Below are 25,094 nucleotides of genomic sequence, written 5' to 3'. Positions count from 1 at the left end.
CTTGCCACCGTTCGGCGGAACAACTCGGCCTGCGAACCCCGGACCTGCGTAGGTAGGTTGTGGGCATGCCTTTGGAAAAGCCCCAGATCGACCGCCCGGAGGGCGCCGCGCCCGCCGACCTGGAGACCACCGACATCACCGTTGGCGACGGCCAGGAGGCCAAGACCGGTGACACCGTCTCCGTGCACTACGTCGGCGTCTCGCACTCGACCGGCGCCGAGTTCGACGCGTCCTGGAACCGCGGCGAACCGCTTCGCTTCGGTCTCGGCCGCGGCCAGGTCATCCCCGGCTGGGACCAGGGTGTCGCCGGGATGAAGGTCGGCGGCCGCCGCAAGCTCGTCATCCCGCCGCATCTGGCCTACGGCGACCGTGGCGCCGGCGGCGTCATCAAGCCGAACGAGACCCTGATCTTCGTGGTCGACCTGGTCAGCGTGAACTGACCCGTTTCACCGAAAGATGGACCCGGCGAGCTTCACCCGCCAGGTCCATCTTTCTTATCAGCCTCAAAAGCCTCAGCAACCCCTTTGACCTCGTTAAACCCAACGGCGTGTCGTGGTCGCCCGCGATCGAGGGGATCCCACATCCTGATTGACCGGGACCTGGGAGGGCGCGATGGCAGATCTTCGACACAAGACTTCATTCGGCGGCCGTCTCCTGGCCTATGCGGACGAGACCTCCATGGCGGTCGCTCATCCGATCACCGGCTCCGACGTGAACAGCGGCATGGTCATCGCCAAGGCACATGCGCCCGCCGAGGTTCGTCGACTGCGTGAACTGGGCTATGCCAACCCCCTGGTCGTGGATGTCTGCGCATGGAAGAAAGAGGTCGCCACGGTTTCTTCTCCGATGGATCTTCCAGCAGGAGAAGGGCTGTTCCCCATCACGCTGGAGGACTGGAGCGAAGGAGTGCTCTCGTCAGGCGCTTCCAACGTCTTGTCTCCGTCGAAGTTCGTCTCCGCCTCGGATTGGCCGGCCCTGAAGGCTGTTATCGCCATGGGCGACGCCGTCGACGTGCCCGGCTTTGTCACTCTCGTAGCCACCGACGCGGCAATGCTGGACGAGAGTAACTTTTACAAATTTCTTGCGTCGCTTTGCGAAGCTCGGCGTCCTCTCGCAGTGGTTTTCGCGGCATCGAAGACACCTCTCAGTGTGAAACGCCGAATGAAGTCAGTGCGGAAGATCGTCGATACCCTGCCGTCCGCTCTTCTGCTCGGCGTTGACGCCCTCGCCGGGCTGGATGCCGTCGCGCGAGGCGGAGCCGCGGCGATCGGTGTGACCGGTGGGCTGCGCAGGCCGCAACGACCGACCGACAGCGGGGGTGGCGGGTTCGCCGCGGGCGGACTACCAGGCCTTCTCCTTCGAGATCTCTGGGAACAGCGAAGCCCGCAGACCTACGCGGACTGGTATGCCAACAAACCGTCACCCCGCTGCGATCTTTGCGGCGGTCGGGCCTTGGACGTATTCAGCAACAGCAACGAAGAAAAGCATCGAATCCTCCTGCATAACCTGCACACATGGATGCGAGTTTTCTCGGAGATGCGAGACCTGGACGCCGCAGCTCGAATCGCATGGCTTTCCGAAGAACGCCGCAACGGCTTGATCGCGCATGCCTCTCTGCGTCCTGCGCAGGTCGCTAGAGAAGCTGATCCGCTGTTGCAGCAGTTAGTCGCCCTGGACGACCCATACTTCCGGATTCCGGCTCCGACAAACGGTCGGCCTTGAGCCAAGCGCCGTACGCGCGTTCCATGAATCGCCAACCCGCAGCCTTGGCATAACCAGGCTTCCAGGACTCCGCCGCGACCAACTGCTCACTGTCGCCCACCGTGCCCACGCGAACACCGATACCCAGCAGGTCGGCCTCCCAGAGAAGCCTGTCCACGTCGCGGGGATAGGCGGGCAACAGCAGGATTCGACGCGCGAAAGGCTCGAATGCCGCGGCTCGGCGAATGCCAGAGCGCCACTGGGTCGCACGGATCACCACAAGCCGAACCTCAGCCACCGGCCGAATCACTCGCAGAAAACCCTGGGGCGTCTGAGTCGCGACGCCAGGGATCCTGACCACTTTCTCGTCTTCGGCCGACAAGCAGGCATCTGCGACCGGTAGTGCGAATGGCAGACAAAGCAACCGGTCCAGTGTCCACAGGTCGGTCACAGCCCTGAGCCCATGGGCTTGACGTCGTCGATGCTCGTCGAGATCGACCTGGAGTACGGCGTCACCACGCCCTCCGCTGACCGCCGCGCCGCCTTCGACATACGCGCAGCCCTCGACTCGCAGGGCATCGGCCGCAGACGAATCGAACGGTTCCATTGACTTAGTTTGACATGGTTTGGCCCAGTTGAGCGCGTACTATCCCCTCCAAGTAGGCCAAATTTTGTGCAACTGGTCGGGGGTGAGCATGAGCACATCCGAGGACCAGAGGCTGTTCACGACGCCTGAGATCGCTCGGCGAGCAGGGGTCTCACCCCAGACCATCCGCAACTGGACGGAGAGGGATCCTCCGCTCGAGACGGTTCGAACTCCCGACGGCAGCACGCGGCACACCTGGGCTCTTCTGATCGAGTTTTGCGAAAGGAACCCTGGCCTGCAGAAGGCTGCTGACGTACTGCGGCGTGCGGGGGCACGAGCGAACACCCCTCCGACCTCACAGGAACCGCCGGCTTCTGCAGCTGTACAACTCGAATCGCTGAAGTCCCTGGCCCGCGACCTACGCACAGCCGCGCAGACGAATCTGGAAGCAGTCCGAACAGCGGCTCGGCTCGCGGAAGAGACCGCGCGCGCCCATAGAGAGCAACTCGACCAGCTCGCCATGACGTTCGCCGCCTACGACAGCGCGCTCAGCCAGCTCACCGCCCCAGAGACGATGCACGACTGACGCCGCTGACACGGCCTTCTTGGACTTTGTTGCGTCTTTGTCTAACCGACCCCAACCGCCCCCACCCCGCCAACCGCCGCTTCACGCACCGTGGGGGTCCGGGGGGCTCGGCCCCCCGGGAGCTGACGAGCGACGCCAAACGCGAAGAAGGCCCCGACGCGGAGCGAAGGGGCCTTCAAACAAGAGTGGGCGAGGAGGGAGTTGAACCCTCACGTCCTTTCGGACACACGGACCTGAACCGTGCGCGTCTGCCATTCCGCCACTCGCCCGAGTGCTTCGTTCTCTGACAGCCCGCAAAGCGTAGCAGGCTGATTTCACGGGTTTCACCGGGGGCCGTGTCCGACTGGCCGTACCCGGATAGGATCGACGGGGAAGCACACGTGTGAGGAGGTTGCCCGGTGGGCCGCGTTGAGCGCTTTGATAGGCGGCTCGAGAACCTCGTGGGCAATACCTTCGCGCGCATGTTCGGTGGCAACGTCGTCACGCAGGAAGTGGCGGTGGCGCTTGAGCGCGAGAGCGAGGAGAACGTTCGTGAGCTGGCCGGTGGTCGACAGCTCGCCCCGAATCACTATGTCGTGTCGTTGGGGCAGGCTGATCACGAGCGCATGGCCGGAGACGAGCTTCGGGTCACGTCGGTGTTGGCGGGGGCGGTCAAGGAACATCTCGCCGAGCACGGTTGGGACACCTATGGTGACGTCGTAGTTTCGCTCGAGCGCAATGAGGCGCTGCATACTGGACAGTTCAAGACCCGTTCGTCCGTCGATCCCGACGTCAAGCCCCACGGCGCCGAAGGTTCGTCACGGTCGGCACGACCCAGCAACGCAGGAGACCCAGCAATGAGCCAGCCCCCCGGCTACGGCCAATACGACCAGGGTGACCCGTACGGCCAGCAGGGCCAGTACGGCTACGGACAGCAGGCTGGCCAGCAGCAGCCCGGGTACGACCAGGGTTATGGCGCTCAGCAGGGCGGCTACGACCAGGGTTACGGCGGCGCCCAGCAGCCCGGCTACGACCAGTACGGCGGCCAGCCGCAGCAGCCTGGCTACGACCAGGGCTATGGCGGCGCCCAGCAGCCCGGCTACGACCAGTACGGCCAGCCGCAGCAAGGCGGGTACGACCAGGGTTACGGCGGCGCTCAGCAGCCCGGGTACGACCAGTACGGCGGCCAGCAGCAACAGCCCGGCTACGACCAGGGTTACGCCGGTGGGGCTCAGCAGCCCGGCTACGACCAGTACGGTCAGCCGCAGCAGGGCGGGTACGACCAGTACGGCGGCGCCCAGCAGGCGTACGGCCAGCCCGCCGCGGATCCGTATGCGCAGGGTGGCGGCTATGGCGGTCAGCCGGCGGCGGCCCGTCAGCTCGCCGCGAGTCTTCAGCTGGACGACGGCTCGAACCGTTCGTACTCGCTGAAGCAGGGCGGGAACGTCGTGGGGCGTGGCCAGGACGCCGACTTCCGGCTGCCGGACACCGGGGTCTCCCGTCGTCATCTGGAGATCACCTGGGACGGGCAGAGCGCGACGCTCGCGGACATCGGTTCGACGAACGGCACGACCGTCAACGGCACCCCGGTGCAGACCTGGCAGCTCGCCGACGGCGACGTGATCCGCGTCGGCCACTCGTCTCTCGTGTTCCGTACGCAGGGCTGACCGGCGGCGTCTGGAGGGGGTACCGCAGAATTGCGGTGCGGGACCTGCGGTGGATCGGCACTTCAGGTCGTATGCGGAGAGCAAGGCTGTGCGGAGCCGACCATCCCGGACGGCCCGGTCTCTCCGCGGCGTACAGGAGAAGCGGGAGCGGACACAACAAGTGCCAGAGCTGGTCGTTCAACTCACCAGAGTGGGCTTTCTCGTGCTGCTCTGGCTCTTCGTGTTCGCCGCGTTGCGCGTCGTCCGGTCGGATCTGTACGCGGCTTCCGGGCTGCGGGTCGCCGTTCCGACGTTCGGTCGCAAGAAGAAGGAAAACAAGAAGCCGCGCGGCGGAAAGTCGCCACAGCAGCTGCTCGTGACCCATGGTGCGCTGGCAGGCACCAGGATCGCCTTGGACGGCAGGCCGATCCTGATCGGCCGTGCCGACGACTCGACCCTGGTGCTGGACGACGACTACGCGTCGACCCGGCACGCCCGGATCGCCCTGCGCGGGGAGGATTGGTACGTGGAAGATCTGGGCTCGACGAACGGCACGTACCTCGACCGGGCTAAGGTCACGGCACCCCTCCGGGTCCCGCTCGGAGTCCCCATCCGGATCGGCAAAACGGTGATCGAGCTTCGCCCATGACTCTCGTCCTCCGCTACGCGGCTCGCAGCGACCGGGGCCTGGTGCGTTCCAGCAACCAGGACTCCGTGTACGCCGGACCCCGCCTGCTCGCCCTCGCCGACGGTATGGGCGGCCACGCCGCCGGTGAAGTGGCCAGCAAGGTCGTCATCGCCTCCCTCGCCCCGCTCGACGACGACGATCCCAGTGACGATCTCCTCGCCCAACTGCGCGAAGCCGTCCAGAACGGCAACGCCGCCATCGCCGAACTAGTCCAGCAGGACCCGGACCTCGACGGGATGGGCACCACCCTGACCGCCGTGCTGTTCGCCGGTTCGCGGATGGGTGTCGTGCACGTCGGCGACTCGCGGGCGTATCTGATGCGCGGTGGGCAGTTCTCGCAGATCACCCGAGACGACAGCTTCGTCAACGAACTTCTCGAACAGGGCCGGATCACGCCGGAAGAGGCCGCGGTACACCCGCAGCGGTCGCTGCTGCTGAAGGCGCTCACCGGCCATGAGGTCGAGCCGAGCCTGACAGTGCGCGAGGCCCGCGCCGGTGATCGCTACCTGATCTGCTCGGACGGTCTGTCCGGCATGGTCAGCGACGAGACCCTCGCCGAGGCGATCCAGATCCCGGATCCCCAGGCCTGCGCGGACCGGATGATCGAGCTGGCGCTCAAGGGCGGCGGCACGGACAACGTCACGGTCATCATCGCCGACGTGGTCGACGTCGACTTCGGTGAAGACGCGCCCATCGTGGGCGGCGCCGCCGGGGACGGCAGCGACGAGTTCCACCAGGGCGACTCCCCCGCCGCCCGCGCCAGGGCACTGACGCAGCCCGCGCCGCAGCCGCGGCCCGAGGTCCAGCCACCACAGGAGGACCCGAAGGTCAAGCGCCGGAGGCGATTTCGCTGGCTGGCGGGAGCGGTGGTCGTCCTGATCGTGCTGGCCGCGGCGGCGATCGCCACGCGGTATTTCGTGCTGAGCCAGTACTACGTCGGCGAGGGTCCCGGCGAGGAGGTCGTGATCTACCGCGGCGTCCCCGGCAGCATCCTCGGCATCGATCTGCACGCCTATGAGCAGGGCTCCTGCCCTCCTGGCGGTCTGTGCACCGACAAACTGCTGGTGCCCGCGCTGCAGGAGGACGCGCGTATCGCGGTGAAGAACGGCGTCAAGAAGGACAACCTCGACGACGCCCGCAAGTACATCGACGACTTCCTGCGGCCGCACAAGCAGCTGGCCGACTGCAAACCGAACACGAGCTCGACTTCCGCGCCGCCTACCGAGTCTTCGCCGGCACCACCGGTGTCGTCGTCGGCGGCTCCCCCTTCTACCCCCGCCTCGCCGAGCTCGGCGAATCAGCCAGCGGGGAGGGACTGCTCGACGCCGGCCACGGCAGCACCAGGGGGCGGTAACTGATGAGCACGCCGCTCGCCGACCCGGCTTCGGCCCAGTTCGCCACGAACCCTCCGCGCGAGCTGCCCAAGCGGCGCGGGACCGAACTCGTTCTCCTGGCGTTCGCGACGTTCATCGTGACCCTCGCGCTCGTGCTGGTGGAGGCGAACCAGGAGCAGGAACTCACCAGCTCGATCATCTGGCTGGGGCTGTCCTATCTCGGGGTGCTGACGGCGGCGCATCTGGCGGTCCGCCGCTGGGCGCCATACGCGGACCCGGTGATCCTGCCGTGCGTCGCGCTCCTGAACGGGCTCGGCCTGGTGATGATCCACCGGATCGACCTGGCGCTCGCGGAACGGGCGATCCAGCAGGGCAAGGAGTACACGCCGGACGTCACCAAGCAGGTGCTGTTCACGGCGATCTCGCTGGTGCTGTTCGTGGTGGTCCTGGTCGTGATCAGCGACCACCGCACGCTGACCCGTTACGGCTACACCTGCGGTCTGGTCGGCATCGTGGCGCTCGCGCTGCCGGCGGTGCTGCCGTCGAGCCTTTCCGAGGTCAACGGTGCGAAGGTCTGGATCAAGCTGCCGTTCTTCTCGATCCAGCCGGGTGAGTTCGCGAAGATCCTGCTGATGATCTTCTTCGCTTCGTTCCTGGTGACGAAACGGGACCTGTTCATGGTCGCGGGCAAGAAGATCGTCGGCGTCGAGCTGCCGCGTGCCCGTGACCTCGGCCCGATCCTCATCGCGGCCGCCGCCTGCCTCGGCGTGCTGGTGTTCGAGAAGGACCTCGGAACGTCGTTGCTGTTCTTCGGCGTCACGCTGGTGATGCTGTACGTCGCGACAGAGCGGGTCATCTGGGTGGTGCTGGGCGTCGGCTTCTTCGCCGTCGGCGCGGTCATCGCCTACAACCTGTTCACGCACGTCCAGCAGCGCGTCCGGAACTGGATCGACCCGCTCGCCACCTACGACGACCCCGGCGGCGGCTACCAGGTCGCACAGGGCCTGTTCGGCCTGGGGACCGGCGGCGTCGGCGGTACGGGTCTCGGCGCCGGACGACCGGACATGGTCCCGGAAGCCAAAACGGACTTCATCACCACCGCGATCGGCGAGGAACTCGGGTTCATCGGTCTCGCCGCGATGCTGATGCTGTACCTGATCCTGGCGATGCGCGGGATGCGCAGCGCGCTGGCCGTCCGCGACACCTTCGGCAAGCTCCTCGGCGGTGGTCTGGCGTTCACCATCGTCATGCAGATCTTCGTCGTCGTCGGCGGCGTCACGAACCTGATCCCGAACACCGGGATCACCGCCCCGTTCCTTTCCCGCGGTGGTTCTTCACTGCTCGCGAACTACATCCTGGTGGCCCTTCTGCTCCGAATCTCCGACGCCGCCCGCAAACCCGCCGCGCGGCCGAAGCCGCAACAGCCGCAGGCGCCGATCGCGGAAGCGCACACGGTGATGGTCCAGCGGCCGCCCGCGACCGGTGAGGGGAGCGCCTCGTGAACACCCCGCTCCGCAAGGTCGGCGTCGCCATGCTCGTCATGGTGGTGCTCCTGCTCGCCAACGCCACCTACATCCAGGTGGTCAAGGCCGACGACTACCGCACGGACTCGCGGAACCTGCGCGTGCTCTACGACGAGTTCTCCCGCCAGCGCGGGCTCATCGTCACCCCCGACGGCGCCGCGCTCGCGAAGGTCGACCAGTCGAACGACAAGTACAAGTTCATCCGGACCTACGTCGACGGGCCGATGTACGCGCCGGTCACCGGCTACTACTCGATCAACTACGGTTCCGGCGGCCTGGAGCGCTCCGAGGACGACGTCCTCAACGGCTCCGACCCGCGGCTGTTCGTCCGGCGTCTGTCGGACATGGTCACCGGCCGCGACCCGCGTGGCGGCAACGTGCGGCTGACGATCAACCCGGCCGTGCAGAAGGCCGCCTACGACCTGATGACGCAGAAGGGCTACACCGGTTCGGTGGTCGCGATGGAGCCCAAGACCGGGCGCATCCTGGCCATGGTCTCGACGCCGTCGTACGACCCGAACAAGCTCGCCTCGCACGTCGGCAAGGAGCAGATCGCGGCGTGGGGCGAGTGGCGTGACGATCCGAAGAAGCCGATGCTGAACCGCGCGATCTCGGAGACCTATCCGCCGGGTTCGACGGCCAAGCTGATGGTGACGGCGGCCGCGCTCGAAGACGGCAAGACGCCGGACATGCCGGTCAACACCGCGCCCAACGTCAAACTGCCCGGCACGCAGACGACGCTGGAGAACTACGGCGGCGCCCCCTGCAAGGGCAGCACCTTGAAGGAAGCGCTGCGGTACTCCTGCAACGTGCCCTTCGCCGAACTCGCGGGTGAGCTCGGCAAGGACAAGCTGAACGCGACGGCGAAGAACTTCGGCGTCGGCGAGGATCTGACCGTGCCGATGCGGGTGGCCTCGTCCAGCCTCGGGCCGCTCGAGTCGAAGGCGGCGCTGTTCCAGAGCGCCATCGGGCAGCGAGACGTGCGCCTGACGCCGCTGCAGGACTGCCTGCTCTCGGCGACCATCGCGAACAACGGCATGGCGATGAAGCCGCAGCTCGTGCAAGCGCTGCTGGCGCCGAACCTGTCGACCATCGAGGACTTCACCCCGACCGAACTGACCGGCGACGCCGCGCTGTCCAGCGCGAACGCCGCGATCCTGCGCGACATGATGCTGGCGTCGGAGGAGAACACGAAGGGTGCGGGCAAGCGCGCCGACATCCAGATCGCCTCCAAGACCGGCACCGCCGAGCACGGCAACGACCCGAAGGCCACGCCGCCGCACGCCTGGTACACCGGGTTCGCGCCGGCGATGGACCCGAAGATCGCCGTCTCGGTGATCGTCGAGTCCGGTGGTAACCGCGGGCTCGAAGCGACCGGTGGCACCGTGGCCGCGGAGATCGGCCGCGCCGCCGTCAACGCGATGCTCGGGGGTGGATAGCGCATGCTGTCCTCGGGTCAGCTGCTGGCCGACCGGTACAAGCTGACGAACCGGATCGCCGTCGGCGGGATGGGCGAGGTCTGGCAGGCGAGTGACACGCGACTGGACCGGACGGTCGCGGTCAAGATCCTCAAGGCGGAGCTGTCCGGGGACGCGGAGTTCCTGCACCGGTTCCGGACAGAGGCGCGGATGACGGCGTCGCTGAACCATCCCGGCATCGCCGCGGTGCACGACTACGGCGAGACGGTCGCCGACGAACTGTCGATCGCGTATCTGGTGATGGAGCTGGTCGAGGGCGATCCGCTGGCCGCGATCATCACCCGCGAGGGACGGCTGAACGCCGAGCGCACCCTGGACATCCTCGAGCAGGCCGGTAACGCACTGCAGGCCGCGCACGAAACCGGTCTTGTGCACCGCGACGTCAAACCGGGCAACATCATGGTCACGCCTGCCGGTCAGGTGAAGATCACCGACTTCGGTGTCGCGAAGGCCGCCGACGCCGCACCGGTGACCAGGTCCGGCATGGTCATGGGCACCGCCCACTACATCGCGCCCGAGCAGGCCCTCGGGCACAACGCCGAACCGGCGAGCGACGTCTACTCGCTGGCCGTATGCGGCTACGAATGTCTCACCGGGCACCGGCCGTTCCTTTCGGAGAACGCGGTGACCGTCGCGATGATGCACATCCGCGACATCCCGCCGCCGCTCCCGCCGGACGTACCGCCGGGCGCCCGTGCGGTCATCGAAGCGACCCTGATCAAGGATCCGAGACAGCGGTACAACAGCGGCGGCGAATTCGCCGCGGCGGTGGCCGCCGTCCGCGCGGGCCTGCCGCTGCCGACGCCGTCGGGGCTGGTCAACGTCGCCTACACCGCGGGCCAGCCGCCCGTGCTGCCGCAGCAGGGGCCGCCTGGTCCGGTCTCGCCGCCGAACCCGATGGTGGCGGTCGGCCCGGCGTCGCATCCGGCGATGCACCCGGTCACCGGCCCGCCCCCGATGGCGGTCCGGCGACTGCCCGGCAGACGGCCACAATGGGGCTGGTGGGTGCTGCTCGCGGTGATCCTGATCGCAGTACTGGTGGCAGGGGCCTTCCTCATCGTGAGACTGGTCGGTTCGGGCAACGGACAACAGTCGGGCGGCGTGGAAACGAGTGAACAGGCACCGGCACCGGGTAAGACGCCTGAAGGCCCACCGCCGACATCCGCGTATCCCGCGGTGCCGGAATCGGCCGGGCAGGCGAATCCAGGCATGATGAGCACACCTTGGACGGAATGGAACGGCACGCAGAGATGAGCACACCAAGACTGCTCAGCAACCGCTACGAGCTGGGCGAGACGCTCGGCTACGGAGGCATGTCCGAGGTCCACCATGGCCACGACGTGCGCCTGGGCCGGGAGGTGGCGATCAAGATCCTGCGTGCCGACCTGGCGCGGGATCCCCAGTTCCAAGAGCGTTTCCGTCGCGAGGCACAGAACGCGGCGGCACTGAACCACCCGGCGATCGTCGCCGTCTACGACACCGGCGAGACGAACACCGAGTTCGGCCCGCTGCCCTACATCGTCATGGAGTACGTCGAAGGACGGACTCTGCGCGACATCGTGAAGACCGAAGGTCCGATGTCGCAGAAGCGGGCGATGGAGGTCATGGCCGACGTCTGCGCGGCGCTGGACTTCTCGCACCGGCACGGCATCGTGCACCGCGACGTCAAGCCGGCGAACGTGATGATCACGAAGAACGGCGCCGTCAAGGTGATGGACTTCGGCATCGCGCGCGCCATGCACGACGGGCAGTCCGCGATGACGCAGACCGCCGCGGTGATCGGCACGGCGCAGTACCTCTCGCCGGAGCAGGCCCGCGGTGAGTCCGTCGACGCGCGTTCCGACGTCTACGCCGCGGGCTGTGTGCTGTACGAACTGATCACCGGCGAGCCGCCCTTCACCGGCGACTCTCCGGTCGCGGTGGCGTACCAGCACGTCCGGGAGGACCCGAATCCGCCGTCGTCGGTGAACCCGGCGGTGGCGCCCGAGCTCGACGCCGTCGTGCTCAAGGCGCTCGCGAAGGGTCCGGCGAACCGCTACCAGTCGTCGGCGGAGATGCGTTCGGACCTGGTCCGCACGCTGTCCGGCCAGCGGCCGTCCGCGCCGATGGTGATGTCGGAGGACGAGCGCACCCAGGTCATGGACTCCGACCGCCGGGTGCCGCAGCGCTACGACCAGTTCGAGGAAGAGGACGAGGACCCGGCGGCGAAGAAGAAACGCCGCGCCTGGCTGATCGCCGGTCTCGTCGTCTCGCTCGCGGCCGTGGTGCTGCTGATCATGTGGCTGTCCAACGCCTTCAACGGCGCCGGCGCGGAGAGCAAGGCGATCCCGAAGGTGCTCGGTCAGTCCGAAGCGACCGCGAAGGACTCGCTCCGCAATGCGGGATTCAACGCGTTCGAACCCACCAAGAAGGTCCCCTGCACCGGTGAGGCCGTGAACGGTCTGCCCGCCTGCGACGAGAACGACATCGACAAGGTCATCGCGATCGCACCGAATGAAGGTCAGGTGACGCTGACCTCGGAGAAGATCACGCTGACCGTCGGCGCGAAGCCGTCCAAGGTCAAGACACCGGACCTCAAGGGGAAGTCCCAGTCCGAAGCCGAAACCGCGCTGACCGGCGCCGGGCTGAAGGTCGGTGCGATCACCGAGGACGAGACCGACGACCCGAACCAAGCCGGCAAGGTCCTGTCGCAGAACCCGGCAGCGCAGTCCGAGGTCGACCAGGGTTCCAAGGTCGATCTCACGATCGGCAAGTCCAAGGAACTGAAGACGGTCCCGAACTACAAAGGCAAGACTCAGGCCGAAGCCGAGGCCGGTCTGAAGGCGGCCGGGTTCACCCCGTCGGTGACCACCACGAGTTCCGACCAGCCCAAGGGCACGGTGCTCGATCAGACCCCCAACGGCGGAAAGCTCGCCGTCGGCAGTGTGGTCAAGCTGTCCGTGTCGGACGGTAGCCAGGAGACCTTCGACATGCCGAATCTGAAGGGCATGACCGAAGACCAGGCGATCCGGCAGCTGCAGCAGCTGGGGTGGACCGGCAAGCTCGACACCCAGGCCGACAAGAGCGGCGACCGGGACGATGCGGGCAAGGTCAGCAAGACCAACCCGCAGGCCGGTTCGAAGATCGCCAAGAACGCGCCGATCACGCTGTTCATCGTCGAAGGCGATGAGACACCGACGACGTCGAGTTCGCGCGGTGGGATCATCCCGCCTGGATGATCGACCGGAGTGAAAGGGCCCCGCACGGTTTCGTGCGGGGCCCTTTTCGTGTCACGGAGACAGGTCGCTACGAAGCGCTACACTGGGGTTCATGGTCCGGCAGATCACGCAACGCGAGCTGCGCAACGACACGCCGAGCATCATGCGTGCCGTCGAAGAAGGGGACAGCTTCGTTCTCACGCGTAACGGCGCGCCTGTCGCGGATATCGTGCCGCACAGTAAGAAACCGACCTTCGTCCCGTTCGGCGAGCTGATCGATCTTCTGGGTGATCTTCCGGCGGAAGATCCAGAGCACTTCTTCGCGGATGTCGATCGCGCCGCAGATCCTGACCCGCTCCGCGGCCCGGGAGAGCCGGAGCGGTGACCGAAGCGGTTCTGCTCGACACGTCAGCTGTCATCGCCCTTCCTGGCCCTGAGGAGCTCGCACTCGACGCTCAGGCCGCCATCAGTTCGATCACCTTGGCGGAATTGGCCGCCGGGGTACACGGTGCCGCCCGCCCCCGTGATCGGGCTTCCCGGCTGGTGCGGCTCCAGCGGGTGGAAGCGCGAATGGTCTGCCTCCCGTTCACGACGGAGGCCGCCCGCATGTACGGCCAGCTGTACGCCATGGTGCTTGACAGCGGCAGGCAGCCGCGGGGTCGACGAATGGACCTCCTCATCGCGGCGGTCGCGGCGATCCATCGAATTCCCCTGGTCACCCGCAACGGCGACGATTTCACCGACCTCGCACCGCTGGTCAAGGTGATCGCCCTCCCTGCCAAGGCGACTACGGACTAGCGCGTCACGCCAGGCAGTCGAGCATCGCTTGGTACGCCTCCCGCACCTGGCCGCTTCTGGTCCGAACGACCTTCGCCCGCGGCCTCGCGGCGACAAGCACCACGATCCGGTCGTACATCTCCGCGAGCTGTCCGGGCCCGCCCAGCATCTCGTGCGCTTCCCCATGCTCGGGCTCGATGGCCGCTCGCGTGCGTTCGGCGAACCGCCGGAGCACGTTCTCCTTGGTGTCGAGCAGGACGATCTCGTGGAACTCCGCGCTCGTCTGCCCGGCGAGCGCTTCGAGCCGTTCGAGGAGATCGGTGCGGCCGAGGTACTGCGGGACGATCACTTCGTGGCCTGCCGCGAGGTGGGTCCGCGCCATGTTCACGGCGAGGTCGCGGGCGAGCATGCCCGCTTTCGCCGCGTCGTCCTTCCAGCCACCGAGCAAGCCGCGGATCCGGTCGATGTCGAGGTTCAGGGTCAGCGGGTGGTCGGCGGCGTACAGCCGGGCGAGCGTCGACTTTCCGCAGGCAGGCGGGCCGTTGAGGACGATCAGCCGAGACATCAGGCGTTGCGGCGGAGCAGGTATCCGACGGCCGTCATGCTCACGAGCGACGCGGCGAGCGCCGCGACCACGGCGACCGAGAACGGACCGGCCAGTGGTTGTTGTGAGGTCAGGGCGCGCAGCAGCGGGTTCGCCAGCGGCAGCCATTTGACCAGGAGCACGGCCGCGAGAGCGAAGATCGCCGCCAGTACGGACCAGCCGATGCGCGGGACCAGCAGCCGCGAGCAGGGCAGGCCGATCGCGATCCCGAACAGCGTGCACAACGCGTGCGCTCCTGCTCCGAGGGCGAGGGTGCCGAGCTGGAAGCCGCCTGATCGGATCATCGACCACGCCAGTGTCACGACGATCAGCACGAGAGCGCAGCCGAAGACGGCCAGCGCGGCGCCGCCGAGGACCGATCGCCAGCGGCGGGCGTGGCTGAAGGTCACCAGCCGCTGGACCGGATCCTCGATGTCGAGCATCGCGATGGTCAGCCAGCACGAGACCACCAGAAGCGAGCCCGCGCTGATCCCGTACTGCGGCAGCAACGGCGACTTCGGGTCGGTGTAGAGCACGGTGTTGACCGCGAGGTAGACGAGGATCGCGGGGAGGTAGCGCTGAGAATGGCCGAGCAGCGCGAGGTAGTAGCGGGTCATGGCGAGCACGGCGCCACCTCCCGGACCGAGAAGCCCCGGTTGAGCGCGCGGAGCAGGACCGCGTCCGCGTGTCCGGCTTCGACCGTCAGGACGATTTGTTCGCCGTCGGCGACGACCTGGCGGACACCGGGTTCCGAAGACCAGTCGCCGTCGGGTCCTCGCAAGACGACCTTGGTCGCCGTTTCGGCCTTCGCCGCTGTCTCGACGCGGGTCAGGCGCCCGGCGTCCATCCGGTGGACCTCGTCGGCGTGGGCGTGCACGACGGCCGCCCGGTGGTCGGTGAAGACCACGCTCGCGCCGCGCTCCTTGGTTTCGGCGACGAGTTCGCCGAGCACGGTATGCGCTTCGACGTCGAGACCGGACCAAGGTTCGTCGAGGATCAGCAGCTCGGGTTCGGCCAGGACGGCCTGTGCGAGACCGACCTTCTGGGCGTTGCCCTTCGAGAGCGTCCGCAGGGGCGCGTCCGGACCGCCTACCAGCGCCAACCTCTCCAGCAACGGATCGATGGCCGACAAGTCGACATAGCCTTCGATGCGCGCCATATGCCGCAGGTAGGCCTTGGCGCTCATCCGCTGCCCGGCCGGAAAGCGGTCCGGCAGGTAGCCGACGCGCGGGCTGCCGACGACGTTTCCCGAGGTCTCACGGGAAAGCGCCGCGAGAATTCTGAGCAACGTCGACTTCCCCGAGCCGTTCGAGCCGAGGACGCCGATCACGCGACCGGTGGGGACGTCGAGGTCTACGTCGACGAGTACGGGTTCGCCGCGGCCGTAGCGCTTACCGACTCCTTCGAGCCGGATCAGCGAGGTCACGCAGCTGCGGCCTTCTGCAGCGCACGGGTCGCCTCTTCGAGTTCGTTCACCGTCGCGTCGGCGACCGGGTGCCCCGCCGAAGCCATCCAGTTCGCCAGCATGCGGTGCCCGCCCTGGGTGAGCACGGATTCGGGATGGAACTGGACGCCCTCGAGCGGCAACTCGCGGTGGCGCATGCCCATCACGATGCCGGTTTCGGTGCGGCCTGTGATCTCGAACACGGCGTCGTCGATGGTTTCCGGCAAAACGGTCAGCGAGTGGTACCGCGTGGCGGTGAACTCCTCGGGGAGTCCGGCGAGGACACCGCCGCCCGAATGGTGGACTTGACTGGTCTTGCCGTGCAGCAGTTCGGGGGCGCGGTCGACGGTGGCGCCGAAGACGACGCCCAGGGCCTGGTGGCCGAGGCAGACGCCGAGCATCGGGATTCGCTCGTCGGCGCATTTGCGGATGACGTCCATGCTCTGACCAGCACGTTCCGGGGTTCCGGGGCCGGGAGAGACGAGGACCGCGTCGAACTCGCCGAGCTTGTCGACTTCCACCACGTCGTTACGCCAGACGGTGCAGTCGGCGCCGAGCTGGGCCAGGTACTGGACCAGGTTGTAGACAAAACTGTCGTAGTTGTCGACGACGAGGACGCGCATGCCGCCAGCTTAGCGGCTCCCACCAGGTGGACCGTACGCCAGATCACAATGATTGTTAGGACTGCCTAACTTACCGTGGTAGGAGTGAGCCGTTCTCTTCGTGTAGCCATCGTGGGTGCCGGTCCGGCCGGCATCTACGCCGCCGACATCCTCGACAAGTCCGACGCCGACGTGACGATCGACCTGTTCGAGCGCATGCCGGCGCCGTTCGGGCTGATCCGGTACGGCGTCGCGCCCGACCACCCTCGGATCAAGGGCATCGTCACCGCCTTGCACAAGGTGCTCGACAAGCCGAACATCCGGCTGCTGGGCAACGTCGACTACGGGACCGACCTGAAGCTCGACGACCTGCGCCAGTTCTACGACGCGGTCATCTTCTCGACCGGCGCCATGGCCGACCGCGCACTCGACATCCCCGGCATCGACCTCGACGGCAGCTACGGTGCCGCCGACTTCGTGTCCTGGTACGACGGACACCCCGACGTGCCGCGGACCTGGCCGCTGAACGCGACCTCGGTCGCGGTGCTCGGTGTCGGGAACGTGGCGCTCGACGTGGCCCGGATCCTCGCGAAGACCGCGGACGAGTTGCTCACCACCGACATCCCGGACAACGTCTACCAGGGGTTGAAGGCCAGCCCGGTCACCGACGTGCACGTGTTCGGGCGCCGTGGTCCGGCTCAGGCGAAGTTCACGCCGCTTGAGCTTCGCGAGCTGGACCACTCGCCGAACGTCGAGGTCATCGTCTACCCGGAAGACATCGAGTTCGACGACGGCAGCATCGCCACGCTTCGGGCGTCGAAGCAGGTCGACATGGTCGTGAAGACGCTGCAGGAATGGGCGATCCGCGACCAGGGCGACCGGCCGAAGCGGCTGCACCTGCACTTCCTGCACTCGCCCTCGGAGGTTCTCGGCGAGGACGGCCGCGTCGTCGGCCTGCGGACCGAGCGCACCGAACTGACCGGTGACGGGAACGTGCGCGGTACCGGCGAGTTCCACGACTGGGACGTCCAGGCCGTCTACCGCGCGGTGGGTTACCTGTCGTCGCATCTGCCGGAGATCCCGTTCGACCACAGCACCGGGACCGTGCCGAACCAGGCAGGCCGCGTGCTGGACATCGACGAGGACCAGGTGCCGGGCGTCTATGTGACCGGCTGGATCAAGCGCGGCCCGGTCGGCCTCATCGGGCACACCAAGGGCGACGCGGCCGAGACGATCGCGAGCCTGCTGGCCGACGCCGACGATCTGACCGCTCCGGCGGTGGACGATCCCGACGCGATCCTCGGTTTCCTGACCGAGCGCGGCATCCCCTTCACCACTTGGGAAGGCTGGGGCAAACTCGACGCCCACGAGAAATCCCTCGGCGCCCCGCACGGCCGCGAACGCGTCAAGGTCGTGGAACGCGACGAAATGACCCGCATCTCGCGCTCTTGACTCACCTACCCAGCCCCCCACCCGTCCCAGGGGGCGGCCCCGAGCTCAGTCTATCGGCTGGGAAGGGGAAACGGGCTGGTCAGACGGGGTTGTCCACAGCCGGGCTCGGTTGTGGACAACTGTCGGGCAGGTCATGAGAGGTCCTCATTGGACGGAATTCGTCCGATGGGGACCCCTCAGGAACCCAGGTAGGCCAGCACCGCGAGTACCCGCCGGTTCGTGTCGTCCGAAGCGCCGATGCCGAGTTTCGCGAAGATGTTCGCGGTGTGTTTGCCCACCGCTCCCTCGCTGAAGTGCAGCCGCCCGGCGATGGCGGCGTTCGAACAGCCCTCGGCCATCAGCCCGAGCACCTCGCGTTCACGAGGGGTCAGCGCGGACAGGGGGTCGGAAGCGTTGCCCGCCACCAGTTTCGCGATCACCTCGGGATCCATCGCGGTCCCGCCGCCCGCCACCCGCCGTACCGCGTCGATGAACTGCTCGGCGTTGAAGACCCGGTCCTTCAGCAGATAGCCGATCGCACCGGCACCGTCGGCGAGCAGCTCGCGCGCGTAAAGCTGCTCGACATGCTGCGAGAGCACGAGAATCGGCAGCCCGGGGATTTCACGCCGCATCGACAGGGAGACTTGCAGCCCCTCGTCGGTATTGGTCGGTGGCATGCGGACGTCGACGACCGAAACGTCCGGCCGGTGCGTGCGCAACGCGTGCTCCAGTTCCGGCCCGGTCCCGACCGCCTCGACGACATCGAAACCGTGCGCGGTCAGCAAATGCGTCAGGCCGTCTCGGAGGAGGTACTGGTCTTCGGCGACGACACATCGGGGTCGAGCTGGCACGGGATCTCCACAGTCGCCTTCGTCGGCCCGCCGGGCGGGCTGGTCAGCGCAAAAGTACCGTCGAACGCGCCCAGCCTGCGTTCAATCCCGCGAATCCCGCTCCCCCGAGCCGCGTTCGCGCCGCCCTTCCCGTCGTCGGTCACCGCTATCCGCAGCAGGCCGTCGTCGTATCCCAGGTCGATCGACACTCGACGCGCCTCACCGTGCTTCGCCGCGTTACCCAGCAACTCGCTGACAGCGAAGTACGCGCACGCTTCGGCGGGCTGCTCCAGCCGAGGCAGGACGCCGTTCACCGTCGCCCGCAAGGGGCTGTCCAACGCCATCGCGCGTACAGCGTCACCGAGACCGCGCTCGGACAACACCGGCGGGTGAATCCCGCGGACCAGCAGCCGCAACTCGGTCAGCGTCTCGGACGACGTCTGCCGGAGTTCGGCGGCCAGCCGTTTCGCCGCGGCCGGATCACTGTCGATCAGCGCTTCGACGGCTCCGAGCTTCATCCCCATCGCGACCAGCCGCGACTGGACGCCGTCGTGCAGGTCCCGCTCGATCCGCCGCAGCTCGGCGGCCTGCGCGACCGACGCGTCCGTCCGTGTCTGCTTCAGCCGTTCGACGCGCTGCCCCAGCCGCGAAGCCTCCGTCGGCCCCAGCAACAGCTTCGCGAAGCGTGCCCCGGCGCGAGCAAGCCACGGTGTCGCGACCAGCCCGGCGACGAAGGCCGCGACGGCCACCGGAGTCAGAGCGAGCGCTTGCCACTGTGTGGTCGCCTCGGGAAGACCGACCATCGAGAACCACTCCGTGGTCGATCCCGAGATGTCCGCCCACTGGGCGATCGGGCGCCACACCCAGAGCACCAGCACACCCCAGAAGCCGAAGAACACCAGCGCCGCCGTCGGTACCGCCATCAGCAGCAGCACGAGGGAGTTGACCACCGCGGCCGCCAGGTCGCGCCAGGTCGCGCGGTCGGACATCGCCCAGCGCAAGCGAGCCAGCCTCGCCGGCCACCACGGCGTGTCGTACAGCTGCCGCCTGTACCGGTACATGCCGTCCGCCCGCGGGACGGGGAACGGCGGCTCCGGCAGGTACGGGCGGTCGATCCGGACACCGGTCCAGTTCCTGGCCTCGCGGCGCAGGGTGTCGGTCACCGAACGACCGGCGACGACCAGTGTCGGGAACAGTGGCGCGGCGGCGATCAGCGTGAGCAGTGCCGGAACGACCATCCCGAGCTGCGCGACCGAAAGCGCGAACAGGCCAAGCTGGAATCCCAGCGCCTTCAACCTCTTCTTGACCCAGCCGTCTCCGTCGCGGGCCGGGCGAGGCCCGAGCCACCAGCGCGTCCACTTCCCGTACAGCCGGAGCGCCCGCGGCCCGGCCAGCAGGACCGCGGGCGCCAGCAGCAAGCCCGCGAGCGGATTCCACAGCTGCCAGCCCAGGTCGCGGCCGGTCGCCGGATCGTCGGAGATCCACTCGAACCGGTTGGTCCATCGGAGGAACCACGACCGCTTGAACAGGTTGTTCCCGTCTCGATACCAGCCATCGCGCTCACGTTCCGGTTCGGGCGGCGCCGGCCGGTAGGGCGGCTCGACGTCGATACCGCACCAACGCCCGGCCAGCCGCCGGGTGAGCGCGGCGCGCGGACGGGTGCCTTCGAGCGCCAGTGTGTAGGCGAAGACGAGGCCGACACAGAGCAGGCAGAAGCCCACCAGTTCGAGCAGCAGGTCCAACCAGCTCACCAGCGCCAAGGCCGCGAGCGCGAAGCCCCGGCGCACGGAAGTGAGGTACATGCGAAAAGTCTCGCGCACGGCCACTCCGGGCACAGTGACCGCAGCTCCACAGTAGGGGTGGGTCCAGCCCCACCCCACTTGGGGATTCAGCACCATTCTGGCCGGATCCCTTGCGCCATAACGTTTTTCGCATGCCACTCATCGAAGTCACCAACCTCCGCAAGACCTACGGGGAGCACGTCGCGGTCGACGACGTTTCGTTCCACGTGGAACAGGGCGAGATCTTCGGCATCCTCGGGACCAACGGCGCGGGCAAGACCACCACCGTCGAATGCCTCCAAGGACTGCGGACACCGGACTCCGGCACGATGTCGGTCCTCGGCCTCGATCCCGGCAAGGACCACACCCTCCTCCGGCAGCGTCTCGGCTCGCAGCTCCAGGAGAGCCGCCTGCCCGACAAGATCAAGGTCCACGAAGCGCTCGACCTCTACGCGTCCTTCTACGCGAACCCCGCCGACACCGGCGACCTGCTCGCCGAACTGGGTCTGACCGGGCAGCGCGACAAGTATTTCGGCAAGCTCTCCGGCGGGCAGAAGCAGCGTGTCTCGATCGCGCTCGCGCTGGTCGGCCGCCCCGAGGTCGCCGTCCTCGACGAGCTGACCACCGGATTGGACCCGCACGCCCGCCGCGACACCTGGAAGCTCGTCGAGACCGTGCGCGACACCGGCGTCACCGTCCTGCTGGTCACCCACTTCATGGACGAGGCCGAGCGGCTCTGCGACCGCCTCGCGATCTTCGACGCCGGGCGCGTGGTCGCCACCGGCACCCCCGGCGAACTCCGTGACAGCGCCGGTAAATCCACTTTGGACGACGCCTTCGTGACCCTGACCGGCCGCGACTGAACTGGAGACGGGACATGAACACGCTCGCCAAGATCACCCTCACCGAAACGAAACTGGCCCTCCGGTCACCGTCTTTCGTCATCTCCGGACTCGTGCTGCCGACGGCCATCATGGCCATCCTCGGCGCCATCCCGGCCATCCGGACCGAAAGCAAGGACACCCCCGGCATGCGCTTCCTCGACGCCTGGGTGCCGTCGATGGTCGTGCTCACCATCGCGATGATGGGGCTGCAGTCGATCCCCGGCATCATCGCGACCTACCGCGAACAAGGCATCCTCCGCCGCTTCGCCACCACTCCGGTGCACCCGGCGAAGCTGCTGGTGGCGCAGCTGATCATCAACGTCACCGTGACGATCGGCGGTGTCGGCGTGCTCCTCGTGGCGGGCAGCGTCTTCTTCGACGTCCCCGGTCCGCGTCACCCGCTCGGCTTCCTGCTCACGTTCGTCCTCGGCACGGCGGCGATCTTCGGGCTGGGCCTGATCGCCGCCTCGGTCGCCAAGACCAGCCGCGCCGCGGGCGGGATCGCGATGATCGCCTACCTCCCGATCATGTTCCTCGGTGGCGTCTACCTGCCGCGCCCGTTGCTGCCCGAAGCCATCCAGAACATCGGCGCGTATGTCCCGCCGGGCGTCAAAGCCCTCGAAGACGCCTGGACCGGCGCCGGCGCCCAGCCACTGCAACTCGCCGTCTTGGCGGCTTTCGCGGTGGGCAGTTGTGTCGTGGCGGCGAAGCTCTTTCGCTGGGAGTGACGACGGCTTCCGCCAAAGTGGTGATGATGATCGTTTTCTCTTGTGACTTGGGCCGAGGGTGAGTAGTCAGGAAGACGGCCCACGTTCACTGTGTCTTCCTCGGAGGTTCGATGTCTCTGGATGTATCGCCCGCGCTGCTTGAGAAGGCCGAGCGCGGGGAGGTCTCCGACGCCGAATTCGTCGCCTGTGTCCGGGAATCCCTGCCCTACGCCTGGACCGTGATCACCGGTGTCATCGCGGAGGCCGACGGCGCGCCCGACGGGTTCGCCGACAACGAGACGCCGCCGCCGAGCGAGGCCGAACGCGGTCAGCTGCTGCGGGCACTCGCCTCGGACGCCATCCGCGGCGGACTGGAACGGCACTTCGGTGTGAAGCTGGCGTTCCAGAACTGCCACCGGGTCGCCGTCTTCAAGAAGTCCCAAGTGGACAGTGACCGCTACCGCGCGTTCGTCTCGCCGCGCGGCCAGCTGCTGAACCAAAGCCCGGAACTCCGCGACTGCTGACCCGTTCAGCGCAGCGCGGGTAGTACCTCTTCCCCGATGCGCGCGATGTTTTCGAGCGTTCCCTCCGGCGTACCGGACGCTTCCACCATCATGATCACGTGGGAGACCCCGGTACGCCGGATGCTCGTTCCCAGCCGGTCGACGCAGTACTCGACGCCGCCGATCGGGTGCATTTCGCACAGCTTGTCGGTGTAGGAGACCGGGTCCTTCTCCAGACCGCGCTTGCCGTTCAGGTACACGTGCCCGGCGAACCCCTCCTTCAAGGACCCCGGCAACGCCGACCGCACGACGTCCACGGCGTCGTCCCCCACCTGGCACATCACCGTCGAGACATGCTGCGCTGCGGAATCCCCGTACGCGGCAAGGGTTTCGATCTTGACGTCGTCGTCGGCGTGCAGGCCGAGCAGCATCGGCAACCCTCGATCGGCGGCCAGCCGGACCGCGCGCGATCCGGCGTCACCGCAGGCCACGACCATGCGCGGAGCGCGTTGCGGCAGAGGCACCATCGGAACCTCGCGGAACGCGAAGTGATCGCCGTCGGCGGAGACGGTCTTCGACGTCATCGCCGCGAGCAGCAGGTCGAGACTCTCCTCGAACCCTGTTTCGTAGCGGGACAAACCCGTGCCGAAGACTTCGAGGTCCTGCCACGGCCCGCCGCGGCCGACGCCGATCCGCAGCCGTCCGCCGGAGACCGCGTCCAGCAGCGACCACTGTTCGGCGAGCGCCACCGGATGCGCGATCGACAGCACGCTGACCGCGGTGCCGACCGTGATCCGTTCGGTCCGGCCGAGCACGTGCGCGGCGAGGGTGATCGCGGACGGGCAGACGCCGTAAGGCATGAAGTGGTGCTCGGCGAACCAGACGTCGTCGAATCCGGCCCGTTCGGCTGCGATGGCGGCGTCGACCGAGCGGCGCAGGACATCGGCGTCCTCCTGACCGGGAAACCGCCCCGAGACGAGAAAGACGCCGAACCGCGGCCCTACTGGACGCTCACTTCGTTGAACCACAGGCGGGGCTCCAGCCAGGGGAAGACCACGAACATCAGCAGGGCCACGATCCCGAGCGCCAGCACGACCGCCGTCGCCAGTTTCACCGCGAAGGGGCCCGGCAACTTACGCCAGATCCAGCCGTACATCAGCGCGCCTCCGAGATCTTGGGCAGGAGTTCGGCGTAGCTGCCCACCTGGTCCTTCGGTACCTGCTGGGTCAGCACCGCGTGAATGATGAGCCGCTCGCGCGCCGAGAACTGCGGGTGACAGGTCGTCAGCGTGAGCAGTGAAACCTGCTCGGCTTTCGGGATGATCTCCGGATCCTTGTACGGCACCGGGTTCACCGTGTCGCCCTTGGTCGGGAACACGATACGGCGGCCATTGGTCTCGCCGTAGGGCCCGCCATCGGCGGCGTTCGGGTCGCGCAGCGTCCCGACGTTCTTGCACTTCGGCTCGGCGCCCTTGCCCGCGGCCCAGCCCTCGACCTCGTCCTTGTAGGGCAGCACCTTGTAGATGTAGAAGTCGGTCTGCGTCTCGATGACGATCTGGTCGCACGAGCTGAGGTTGTCCAGGTCGTTGAAGGGCGCGCCCTTGCCGACGCGGTGGCCGGCGACCGCGAAGTTGCCCGGCTCGCCCGGCATCGCGGTGCCCTTGTAGTGGCCGGGGCCCACTTCGAGCGCGGCCTCGGTCGTGCCTTCCTGGATGGTGAAGTTGAAGTCGGCGCCGAACACCGGGATGTGGATCCGGGCGAACGCCTTCCCGTCGACCAGTTCCGGATGCAGCTGCCGATCCTTCGACCAGTCGCCGTCCAGTTCCGAACTCGCCTCGGACTGCTTGCCCGCCGAGAACAGGTCGGTCACGTAGACCTCGTAGACCATGAACAGCAGCACCACCAGCCCGGCGGTGATGAGGAGTTCCCCCACCGTCCGGATGGCGACGCCGCCCTTGCCGAGTTCACGCGGCGGGCGTTCCTCGGTCGCGGTTCCGCCACCGACCGGCTCGAAGACGACGGTCTCCTCGGTCGAACCCGGCGGCGGCGCGGGGCGGCGACGCGGCGGGGGCCCGTCCATCCGGCGGCGCGGAGGCGGCCCTTCCGGCGGCCTCCGGCGCGGGGTCGGCGCCTCTCCGGGGGCACGACGCGGCGAAGTCGCCTCGTCCGGCCTGCGCCGGGGGGCCGGACGGCCCTCGCCAGGTGGTCGTCCGGAGTACCGCCGTCGGTCCCCGCCCGGCTCTTCCCGCTCAGCCACGCAAGCTCCTCAGTCTCGAACCAAGCCGCAGTGTCGAACCAGCACGATGTCCGAACCAGCACAGTGTCGAACCGTGTGTGACACCATTGTCACAGTGCGGGAAATCGACCGGTCCCGGACGGTGCCCAGCGGCGCTCGTTTACGTTAACGTGTGCACGTGGCGCTGGTTGCGCACCCGAAAGCGGGTCATCGCCACCAGGGAAGCCGAACAGTACGCGAGGAACACGATGCCGAAGTCCAAGGTCCGTAAGAAGACGGCGTACACCCCGCCGACCGACCGCCGCACGCCGGTGAAGGTCAAGGCCGCGGGCCCGTCGAACCTGTTCTACAAGATCGTGATGTTCGGTCTCATGCTGGTCGGCCTGATGTGGCTGGTCGTCAACTACATCGCGGGCGACAAGATCCCGTTCATGGCCGATCTGGGCAACACGAACTTCGCCATCGGCTTCGTGCTGATGATCGCCGGGCTGCTCATGACGATGCGGTGGCGGTGACGATTACCCCGGTTGGCGGCTTGACGCCGAATTACACCGGTGTGACTCATCCCCAGTGTGGATAACCCCTGTGGATAACTACCC

27 protein-coding genes and 1 tRNA gene are annotated in these 25,094 nt (G+C 67.5%); 17 read left to right on the top strand and 11 right to left on the bottom strand.

Features of this window, described 5'->3' with window-relative positions; genetic code table 11:
- The first annotated feature begins 65 nt into the window (after nucleotides 1-65).
- Nucleotides 66-440 (top strand): FKBP-type peptidyl-prolyl cis-trans isomerase, encoded by a 375-nt coding sequence (locus ACZ5ZX_RS02435; protein ID WP_465500286.1) that lies wholly within the window; start codon nucleotides 66-68, stop codon nucleotides 438-440.
- Nucleotides 441-612: 172 nt separating this feature from the next.
- A complete protein-coding gene (locus tag ACZ5ZX_RS02430; protein ID WP_465500285.1) occupies nucleotides 613-1,722 on the top strand; it encodes a hypothetical protein in 1,110 nt (369 codons plus the stop codon).
- On the opposite strand, the gene ACZ5ZX_RS02425 is transcribed toward ACZ5ZX_RS02430, so the two are convergent.
- A complete protein-coding gene (locus tag ACZ5ZX_RS02425) occupies nucleotides 1,634-2,308 on the bottom strand; it encodes a hypothetical protein (RefSeq protein WP_465500284.1) in 675 nt (224 codons plus the stop codon). The genes ACZ5ZX_RS02430 and ACZ5ZX_RS02425 overlap by 89 nt on opposite strands.
- An 88-nt stretch (nucleotides 2,309-2,396) precedes the next feature.
- Between ACZ5ZX_RS02425 and ACZ5ZX_RS02420 the strand changes: the two genes are divergently transcribed.
- Nucleotides 2,397-2,873, top strand: coding sequence for a MerR family transcriptional regulator (locus tag ACZ5ZX_RS02420; protein WP_465500283.1), 477 nt, complete (start codon nucleotides 2,397-2,399; stop codon nucleotides 2,871-2,873).
- A 186-nt stretch (nucleotides 2,874-3,059) separates the two neighbouring features.
- On the opposite strand, the gene ACZ5ZX_RS02415 is transcribed toward ACZ5ZX_RS02420, so the two are convergent.
- A tRNA-Leu gene (locus tag ACZ5ZX_RS02415) sits at nucleotides 3,060-3,142 on the bottom strand.
- Nucleotides 3,143-3,271: 129 nt separating this feature from the next.
- Between ACZ5ZX_RS02415 and ACZ5ZX_RS02410 the strand changes: the two genes are divergently transcribed.
- From ACZ5ZX_RS02410 to ACZ5ZX_RS02370, 9 genes are all read left to right on the top strand, one after another.
- Nucleotides 3,272-4,519 carry a DUF3662 and FHA domain-containing protein gene (locus tag ACZ5ZX_RS02410; protein WP_465500282.1) on the top strand — a complete coding sequence of 416 codons (1,248 nt, stop codon included), beginning with the start codon at nucleotides 3,272-3,274 and terminating at the stop codon, nucleotides 4,517-4,519.
- Nucleotides 4,520-4,679: 160 nt separating this feature from the next.
- Entirely contained in the window at nucleotides 4,680-5,147 is a 468-nt protein-coding gene (locus ACZ5ZX_RS02405; protein ID WP_007030429.1) for an FHA domain-containing protein FhaB/FipA, read from the top strand.
- Nucleotides 5,144-6,544 (top strand): PP2C family protein-serine/threonine phosphatase, encoded by a 1,401-nt coding sequence (locus ACZ5ZX_RS02400; protein ID WP_465500281.1) that lies wholly within the window; start codon nucleotides 5,144-5,146, stop codon nucleotides 6,542-6,544. Before ACZ5ZX_RS02405 ends, ACZ5ZX_RS02400 begins: the two co-directional genes overlap by 4 nt.
- Complete coding sequence (locus ACZ5ZX_RS02395) at nucleotides 6,544-8,022, top strand: FtsW/RodA/SpoVE family cell cycle protein (protein ID WP_465500280.1); 1,479 nt, start codon at nucleotides 6,544-6,546, stop codon at nucleotides 8,020-8,022. Before ACZ5ZX_RS02400 ends, ACZ5ZX_RS02395 begins: the two co-directional genes overlap by 1 nt.
- Nucleotides 8,019-9,482: a peptidoglycan D,D-transpeptidase FtsI family protein gene (locus ACZ5ZX_RS02390; protein ID WP_465500279.1), complete on the top strand. Its 1,464-nt coding sequence runs from the start codon at nucleotides 8,019-8,021 to the stop codon at nucleotides 9,480-9,482. The genes ACZ5ZX_RS02395 and ACZ5ZX_RS02390 overlap by 4 nt, the downstream gene beginning before the upstream one ends.
- A gap of 3 nt (nucleotides 9,483-9,485) precedes the next feature.
- Entirely contained in the window at nucleotides 9,486-10,775 is a 1,290-nt protein-coding gene (locus ACZ5ZX_RS02385; RefSeq protein WP_465500278.1) for a protein kinase domain-containing protein, read from the top strand.
- Complete coding sequence (pknB, locus tag ACZ5ZX_RS02380; protein ID WP_465501013.1) at nucleotides 10,772-12,739, top strand: Stk1 family PASTA domain-containing Ser/Thr kinase; 1,968 nt, start codon at nucleotides 10,772-10,774, stop codon at nucleotides 12,737-12,739. Before ACZ5ZX_RS02385 ends, pknB begins: the two co-directional genes overlap by 4 nt.
- A gap of 91 nt (nucleotides 12,740-12,830) precedes the next feature.
- Nucleotides 12,831-13,103, top strand: coding sequence for a type II toxin-antitoxin system Phd/YefM family antitoxin (locus ACZ5ZX_RS02375; RefSeq protein ID WP_465500277.1), 273 nt, complete (start codon nucleotides 12,831-12,833; stop codon nucleotides 13,101-13,103).
- Nucleotides 13,100-13,516, top strand: coding sequence for a PIN domain-containing protein (locus tag ACZ5ZX_RS02370; protein ID WP_465500276.1), 417 nt, complete (start codon nucleotides 13,100-13,102; stop codon nucleotides 13,514-13,516). Before ACZ5ZX_RS02375 ends, ACZ5ZX_RS02370 begins: the two co-directional genes overlap by 4 nt.
- A 4-nt stretch (nucleotides 13,517-13,520) precedes the next feature.
- Here ACZ5ZX_RS02370 and ACZ5ZX_RS02365 read toward each other — a convergent pair whose 3' ends face one another.
- From ACZ5ZX_RS02365 to ACZ5ZX_RS02350, 4 genes are read right to left on the bottom strand one after another with little or no spacing between them, the layout of a single operon-like run.
- The gene (locus ACZ5ZX_RS02365; RefSeq protein ID WP_465500275.1) at nucleotides 13,521-14,060 is read right to left on the bottom strand and encodes an AAA family ATPase; all 540 of its coding nucleotides are present in this window, start codon (nucleotides 14,058-14,060) and stop codon (nucleotides 13,521-13,523) included.
- Nucleotides 14,060-14,704 carry a hypothetical protein gene (locus tag ACZ5ZX_RS02360; protein ID WP_465500274.1) on the bottom strand — a complete coding sequence of 215 codons (645 nt, stop codon included), beginning with the start codon at nucleotides 14,702-14,704 and terminating at the stop codon, nucleotides 14,060-14,062. Before ACZ5ZX_RS02360 ends, ACZ5ZX_RS02365 begins: the two co-directional genes overlap by 1 nt.
- Nucleotides 14,692-15,504: an ATP-binding cassette domain-containing protein gene (locus tag ACZ5ZX_RS02355; RefSeq protein ID WP_465500273.1), complete on the bottom strand. Its 813-nt coding sequence runs from the start codon at nucleotides 15,502-15,504 to the stop codon at nucleotides 14,692-14,694. The genes ACZ5ZX_RS02360 and ACZ5ZX_RS02355 overlap by 13 nt, the downstream gene beginning before the upstream one ends.
- A complete protein-coding gene (locus tag ACZ5ZX_RS02350; protein WP_465500272.1) occupies nucleotides 15,501-16,145 on the bottom strand; it encodes an aminodeoxychorismate/anthranilate synthase component II in 645 nt (214 codons plus the stop codon). The genes ACZ5ZX_RS02355 and ACZ5ZX_RS02350 overlap by 4 nt, the downstream gene beginning before the upstream one ends.
- Nucleotides 16,146-16,256: 111 nt before the next feature.
- On the opposite strand from ACZ5ZX_RS02350, the gene ACZ5ZX_RS02345 reads away from it, so the two are divergent.
- Nucleotides 16,257-17,576, top strand: coding sequence for an FAD-dependent oxidoreductase (locus tag ACZ5ZX_RS02345; RefSeq protein ID WP_465501012.1), 1,320 nt, complete (start codon nucleotides 16,257-16,259; stop codon nucleotides 17,574-17,576).
- 176 nt (nucleotides 17,577-17,752) lie between these two features.
- Here ACZ5ZX_RS02345 and ACZ5ZX_RS02340 read toward each other — a convergent pair whose 3' ends face one another.
- Both ACZ5ZX_RS02340 and ACZ5ZX_RS02335 read right to left on the bottom strand, forming a co-directional pair.
- Nucleotides 17,753-18,406 carry a response regulator gene (locus ACZ5ZX_RS02340; protein WP_465500271.1) on the bottom strand — a complete coding sequence of 218 codons (654 nt, stop codon included), beginning with the start codon at nucleotides 18,404-18,406 and terminating at the stop codon, nucleotides 17,753-17,755.
- A complete protein-coding gene (locus tag ACZ5ZX_RS02335; RefSeq protein ID WP_465500270.1) occupies nucleotides 18,346-20,187 on the bottom strand; it encodes a sensor histidine kinase in 1,842 nt (613 codons plus the stop codon). The genes ACZ5ZX_RS02340 and ACZ5ZX_RS02335 overlap by 61 nt, the downstream gene beginning before the upstream one ends.
- Nucleotides 20,188-20,318: 131 nt before the next feature.
- Between ACZ5ZX_RS02335 and ACZ5ZX_RS02330 the strand changes: the two genes are divergently transcribed.
- The 3 genes from ACZ5ZX_RS02330 to ACZ5ZX_RS02320 all read left to right on the top strand — a co-directional run bounded on the left by ACZ5ZX_RS02330 (nucleotide 20,319) and on the right by ACZ5ZX_RS02320 (nucleotide 22,281).
- On the top strand, nucleotides 20,319-21,029 hold the full coding sequence (locus ACZ5ZX_RS02330) for an ABC transporter ATP-binding protein (RefSeq protein WP_465500269.1): 711 nt from the start codon (nucleotides 20,319-20,321) through the stop codon (nucleotides 21,027-21,029).
- A gap of 14 nt (nucleotides 21,030-21,043) precedes the next feature.
- On the top strand, nucleotides 21,044-21,778 hold the full coding sequence (locus ACZ5ZX_RS02325) for an ABC transporter permease (protein ID WP_465500268.1): 735 nt from the start codon (nucleotides 21,044-21,046) through the stop codon (nucleotides 21,776-21,778).
- A 110-nt stretch (nucleotides 21,779-21,888) separates the two neighbouring features.
- Nucleotides 21,889-22,281 carry an SCO5389 family protein gene (locus ACZ5ZX_RS02320; protein ID WP_465500267.1) on the top strand — a complete coding sequence of 131 codons (393 nt, stop codon included), beginning with the start codon at nucleotides 21,889-21,891 and terminating at the stop codon, nucleotides 22,279-22,281.
- 5 nt (nucleotides 22,282-22,286) lie between these two features.
- Here the strand turns inward: ACZ5ZX_RS02320 and ACZ5ZX_RS02315 are convergent, their stop codons facing one another.
- The 3 genes from ACZ5ZX_RS02315 to ACZ5ZX_RS02305 are packed head-to-tail and all read right to left on the bottom strand — an operon-like array spanning nucleotide 22,287 to nucleotide 24,516.
- On the bottom strand, nucleotides 22,287-23,288 hold the full coding sequence (locus ACZ5ZX_RS02315; RefSeq protein WP_465500266.1) for an LLM class flavin-dependent oxidoreductase: 1,002 nt from the start codon (nucleotides 23,286-23,288) through the stop codon (nucleotides 22,287-22,289).
- Nucleotides 23,261-23,416 (bottom strand): hypothetical protein, encoded by a 156-nt coding sequence (locus tag ACZ5ZX_RS02310; protein ID WP_005161850.1) that lies wholly within the window; start codon nucleotides 23,414-23,416, stop codon nucleotides 23,261-23,263. Before ACZ5ZX_RS02310 ends, ACZ5ZX_RS02315 begins: the two co-directional genes overlap by 28 nt.
- Nucleotides 23,416-24,516, bottom strand: a complete 1,101-nt coding sequence (locus ACZ5ZX_RS02305; RefSeq protein WP_465500265.1) for a class E sortase — start codon at nucleotides 24,514-24,516, stop codon at nucleotides 23,416-23,418. The genes ACZ5ZX_RS02310 and ACZ5ZX_RS02305 overlap by 1 nt, the downstream gene beginning before the upstream one ends.
- A gap of 227 nt (nucleotides 24,517-24,743) precedes the next feature.
- Here ACZ5ZX_RS02305 and crgA point away from each other — a divergent pair, with 227 nt between their 5' ends.
- Nucleotides 24,744-25,010, top strand: a complete 267-nt coding sequence (gene crgA, locus ACZ5ZX_RS02300) for a cell division protein CrgA (protein ID WP_101613637.1) — start codon at nucleotides 24,744-24,746, stop codon at nucleotides 25,008-25,010.
- The last annotated feature ends 84 nt before the right edge of the window (nucleotides 25,011-25,094 follow it).

The organism is Amycolatopsis sp. NPDC033938 (assembly GCF_055575975.1).
Note: the sequence above shows the minus strand (reverse complement) of the source record. Positions and strands in the feature narration are given on the sequence as shown.

What these genes read in the sequence shown, in the direction of transcription:
- ACZ5ZX_RS02395 (WP_465500280.1), top strand. Translation starts at nt 6,544, where the DNA reads ATGAGCACGCCGCTCGCCGACCCGGCTTCGGCCCAGTTCGCCACGAAC.
- pknB (WP_465501013.1), top strand. Translation starts at nt 10,772, where the DNA reads ATGAGCACACCAAGACTGCTCAGCAACCGCTACGAGCTGGGCGAGACG.
- ACZ5ZX_RS02430 (WP_465500285.1), top strand. Translation starts at nt 613, where the DNA reads ATGGCAGATCTTCGACACAAGACTTCATTCGGCGGCCGTCTCCTGGCC.
- ACZ5ZX_RS02335 (WP_465500270.1), bottom strand. Translation starts at nt 20,187, where the DNA reads ATGTACCTCACTTCCGTGCGCCGGGGCTTCGCGCTCGCGGCCTTGGCG.
- ACZ5ZX_RS02320 (WP_465500267.1), top strand. Translation starts at nt 21,889, where the DNA reads ATGTCTCTGGATGTATCGCCCGCGCTGCTTGAGAAGGCCGAGCGCGGG.
- ACZ5ZX_RS02385 (WP_465500278.1), top strand. Translation starts at nt 9,486, where the DNA reads ATGCTGTCCTCGGGTCAGCTGCTGGCCGACCGGTACAAGCTGACGAAC.
- ACZ5ZX_RS02420 (WP_465500283.1), top strand. Translation starts at nt 2,397, where the DNA reads ATGAGCACATCCGAGGACCAGAGGCTGTTCACGACGCCTGAGATCGCT.
- ACZ5ZX_RS02400 (WP_465500281.1), top strand. Translation starts at nt 5,144, where the DNA reads ATGACTCTCGTCCTCCGCTACGCGGCTCGCAGCGACCGGGGCCTGGTG.
- ACZ5ZX_RS02365 (WP_465500275.1), bottom strand. Translation starts at nt 14,060, where the DNA reads ATGTCTCGGCTGATCGTCCTCAACGGCCCGCCTGCCTGCGGAAAGTCG.
- ACZ5ZX_RS02310 (WP_005161850.1), bottom strand. Translation starts at nt 23,416, where the DNA reads ATGTACGGCTGGATCTGGCGTAAGTTGCCGGGCCCCTTCGCGGTGAAA.
- ACZ5ZX_RS02350 (WP_465500272.1), bottom strand. Translation starts at nt 16,145, where the DNA reads ATGCGCGTCCTCGTCGTCGACAACTACGACAGTTTTGTCTACAACCTG.
- ACZ5ZX_RS02435 (WP_465500286.1), top strand. Translation starts at nt 66, where the DNA reads ATGCCTTTGGAAAAGCCCCAGATCGACCGCCCGGAGGGCGCCGCGCCC.
- crgA (WP_101613637.1), top strand. Translation starts at nt 24,744, where the DNA reads ATGCCGAAGTCCAAGGTCCGTAAGAAGACGGCGTACACCCCGCCGACC.
- ACZ5ZX_RS02425 (WP_465500284.1), bottom strand. Translation starts at nt 2,308, where the DNA reads ATGGAACCGTTCGATTCGTCTGCGGCCGATGCCCTGCGAGTCGAGGGC.
- ACZ5ZX_RS02330 (WP_465500269.1), top strand. Translation starts at nt 20,319, where the DNA reads ATGCCACTCATCGAAGTCACCAACCTCCGCAAGACCTACGGGGAGCAC.
- ACZ5ZX_RS02375 (WP_465500277.1), top strand. Translation starts at nt 12,831, where the DNA reads ATGGTCCGGCAGATCACGCAACGCGAGCTGCGCAACGACACGCCGAGC.
- ACZ5ZX_RS02325 (WP_465500268.1), top strand. Translation starts at nt 21,044, where the DNA reads ATGAACACGCTCGCCAAGATCACCCTCACCGAAACGAAACTGGCCCTC.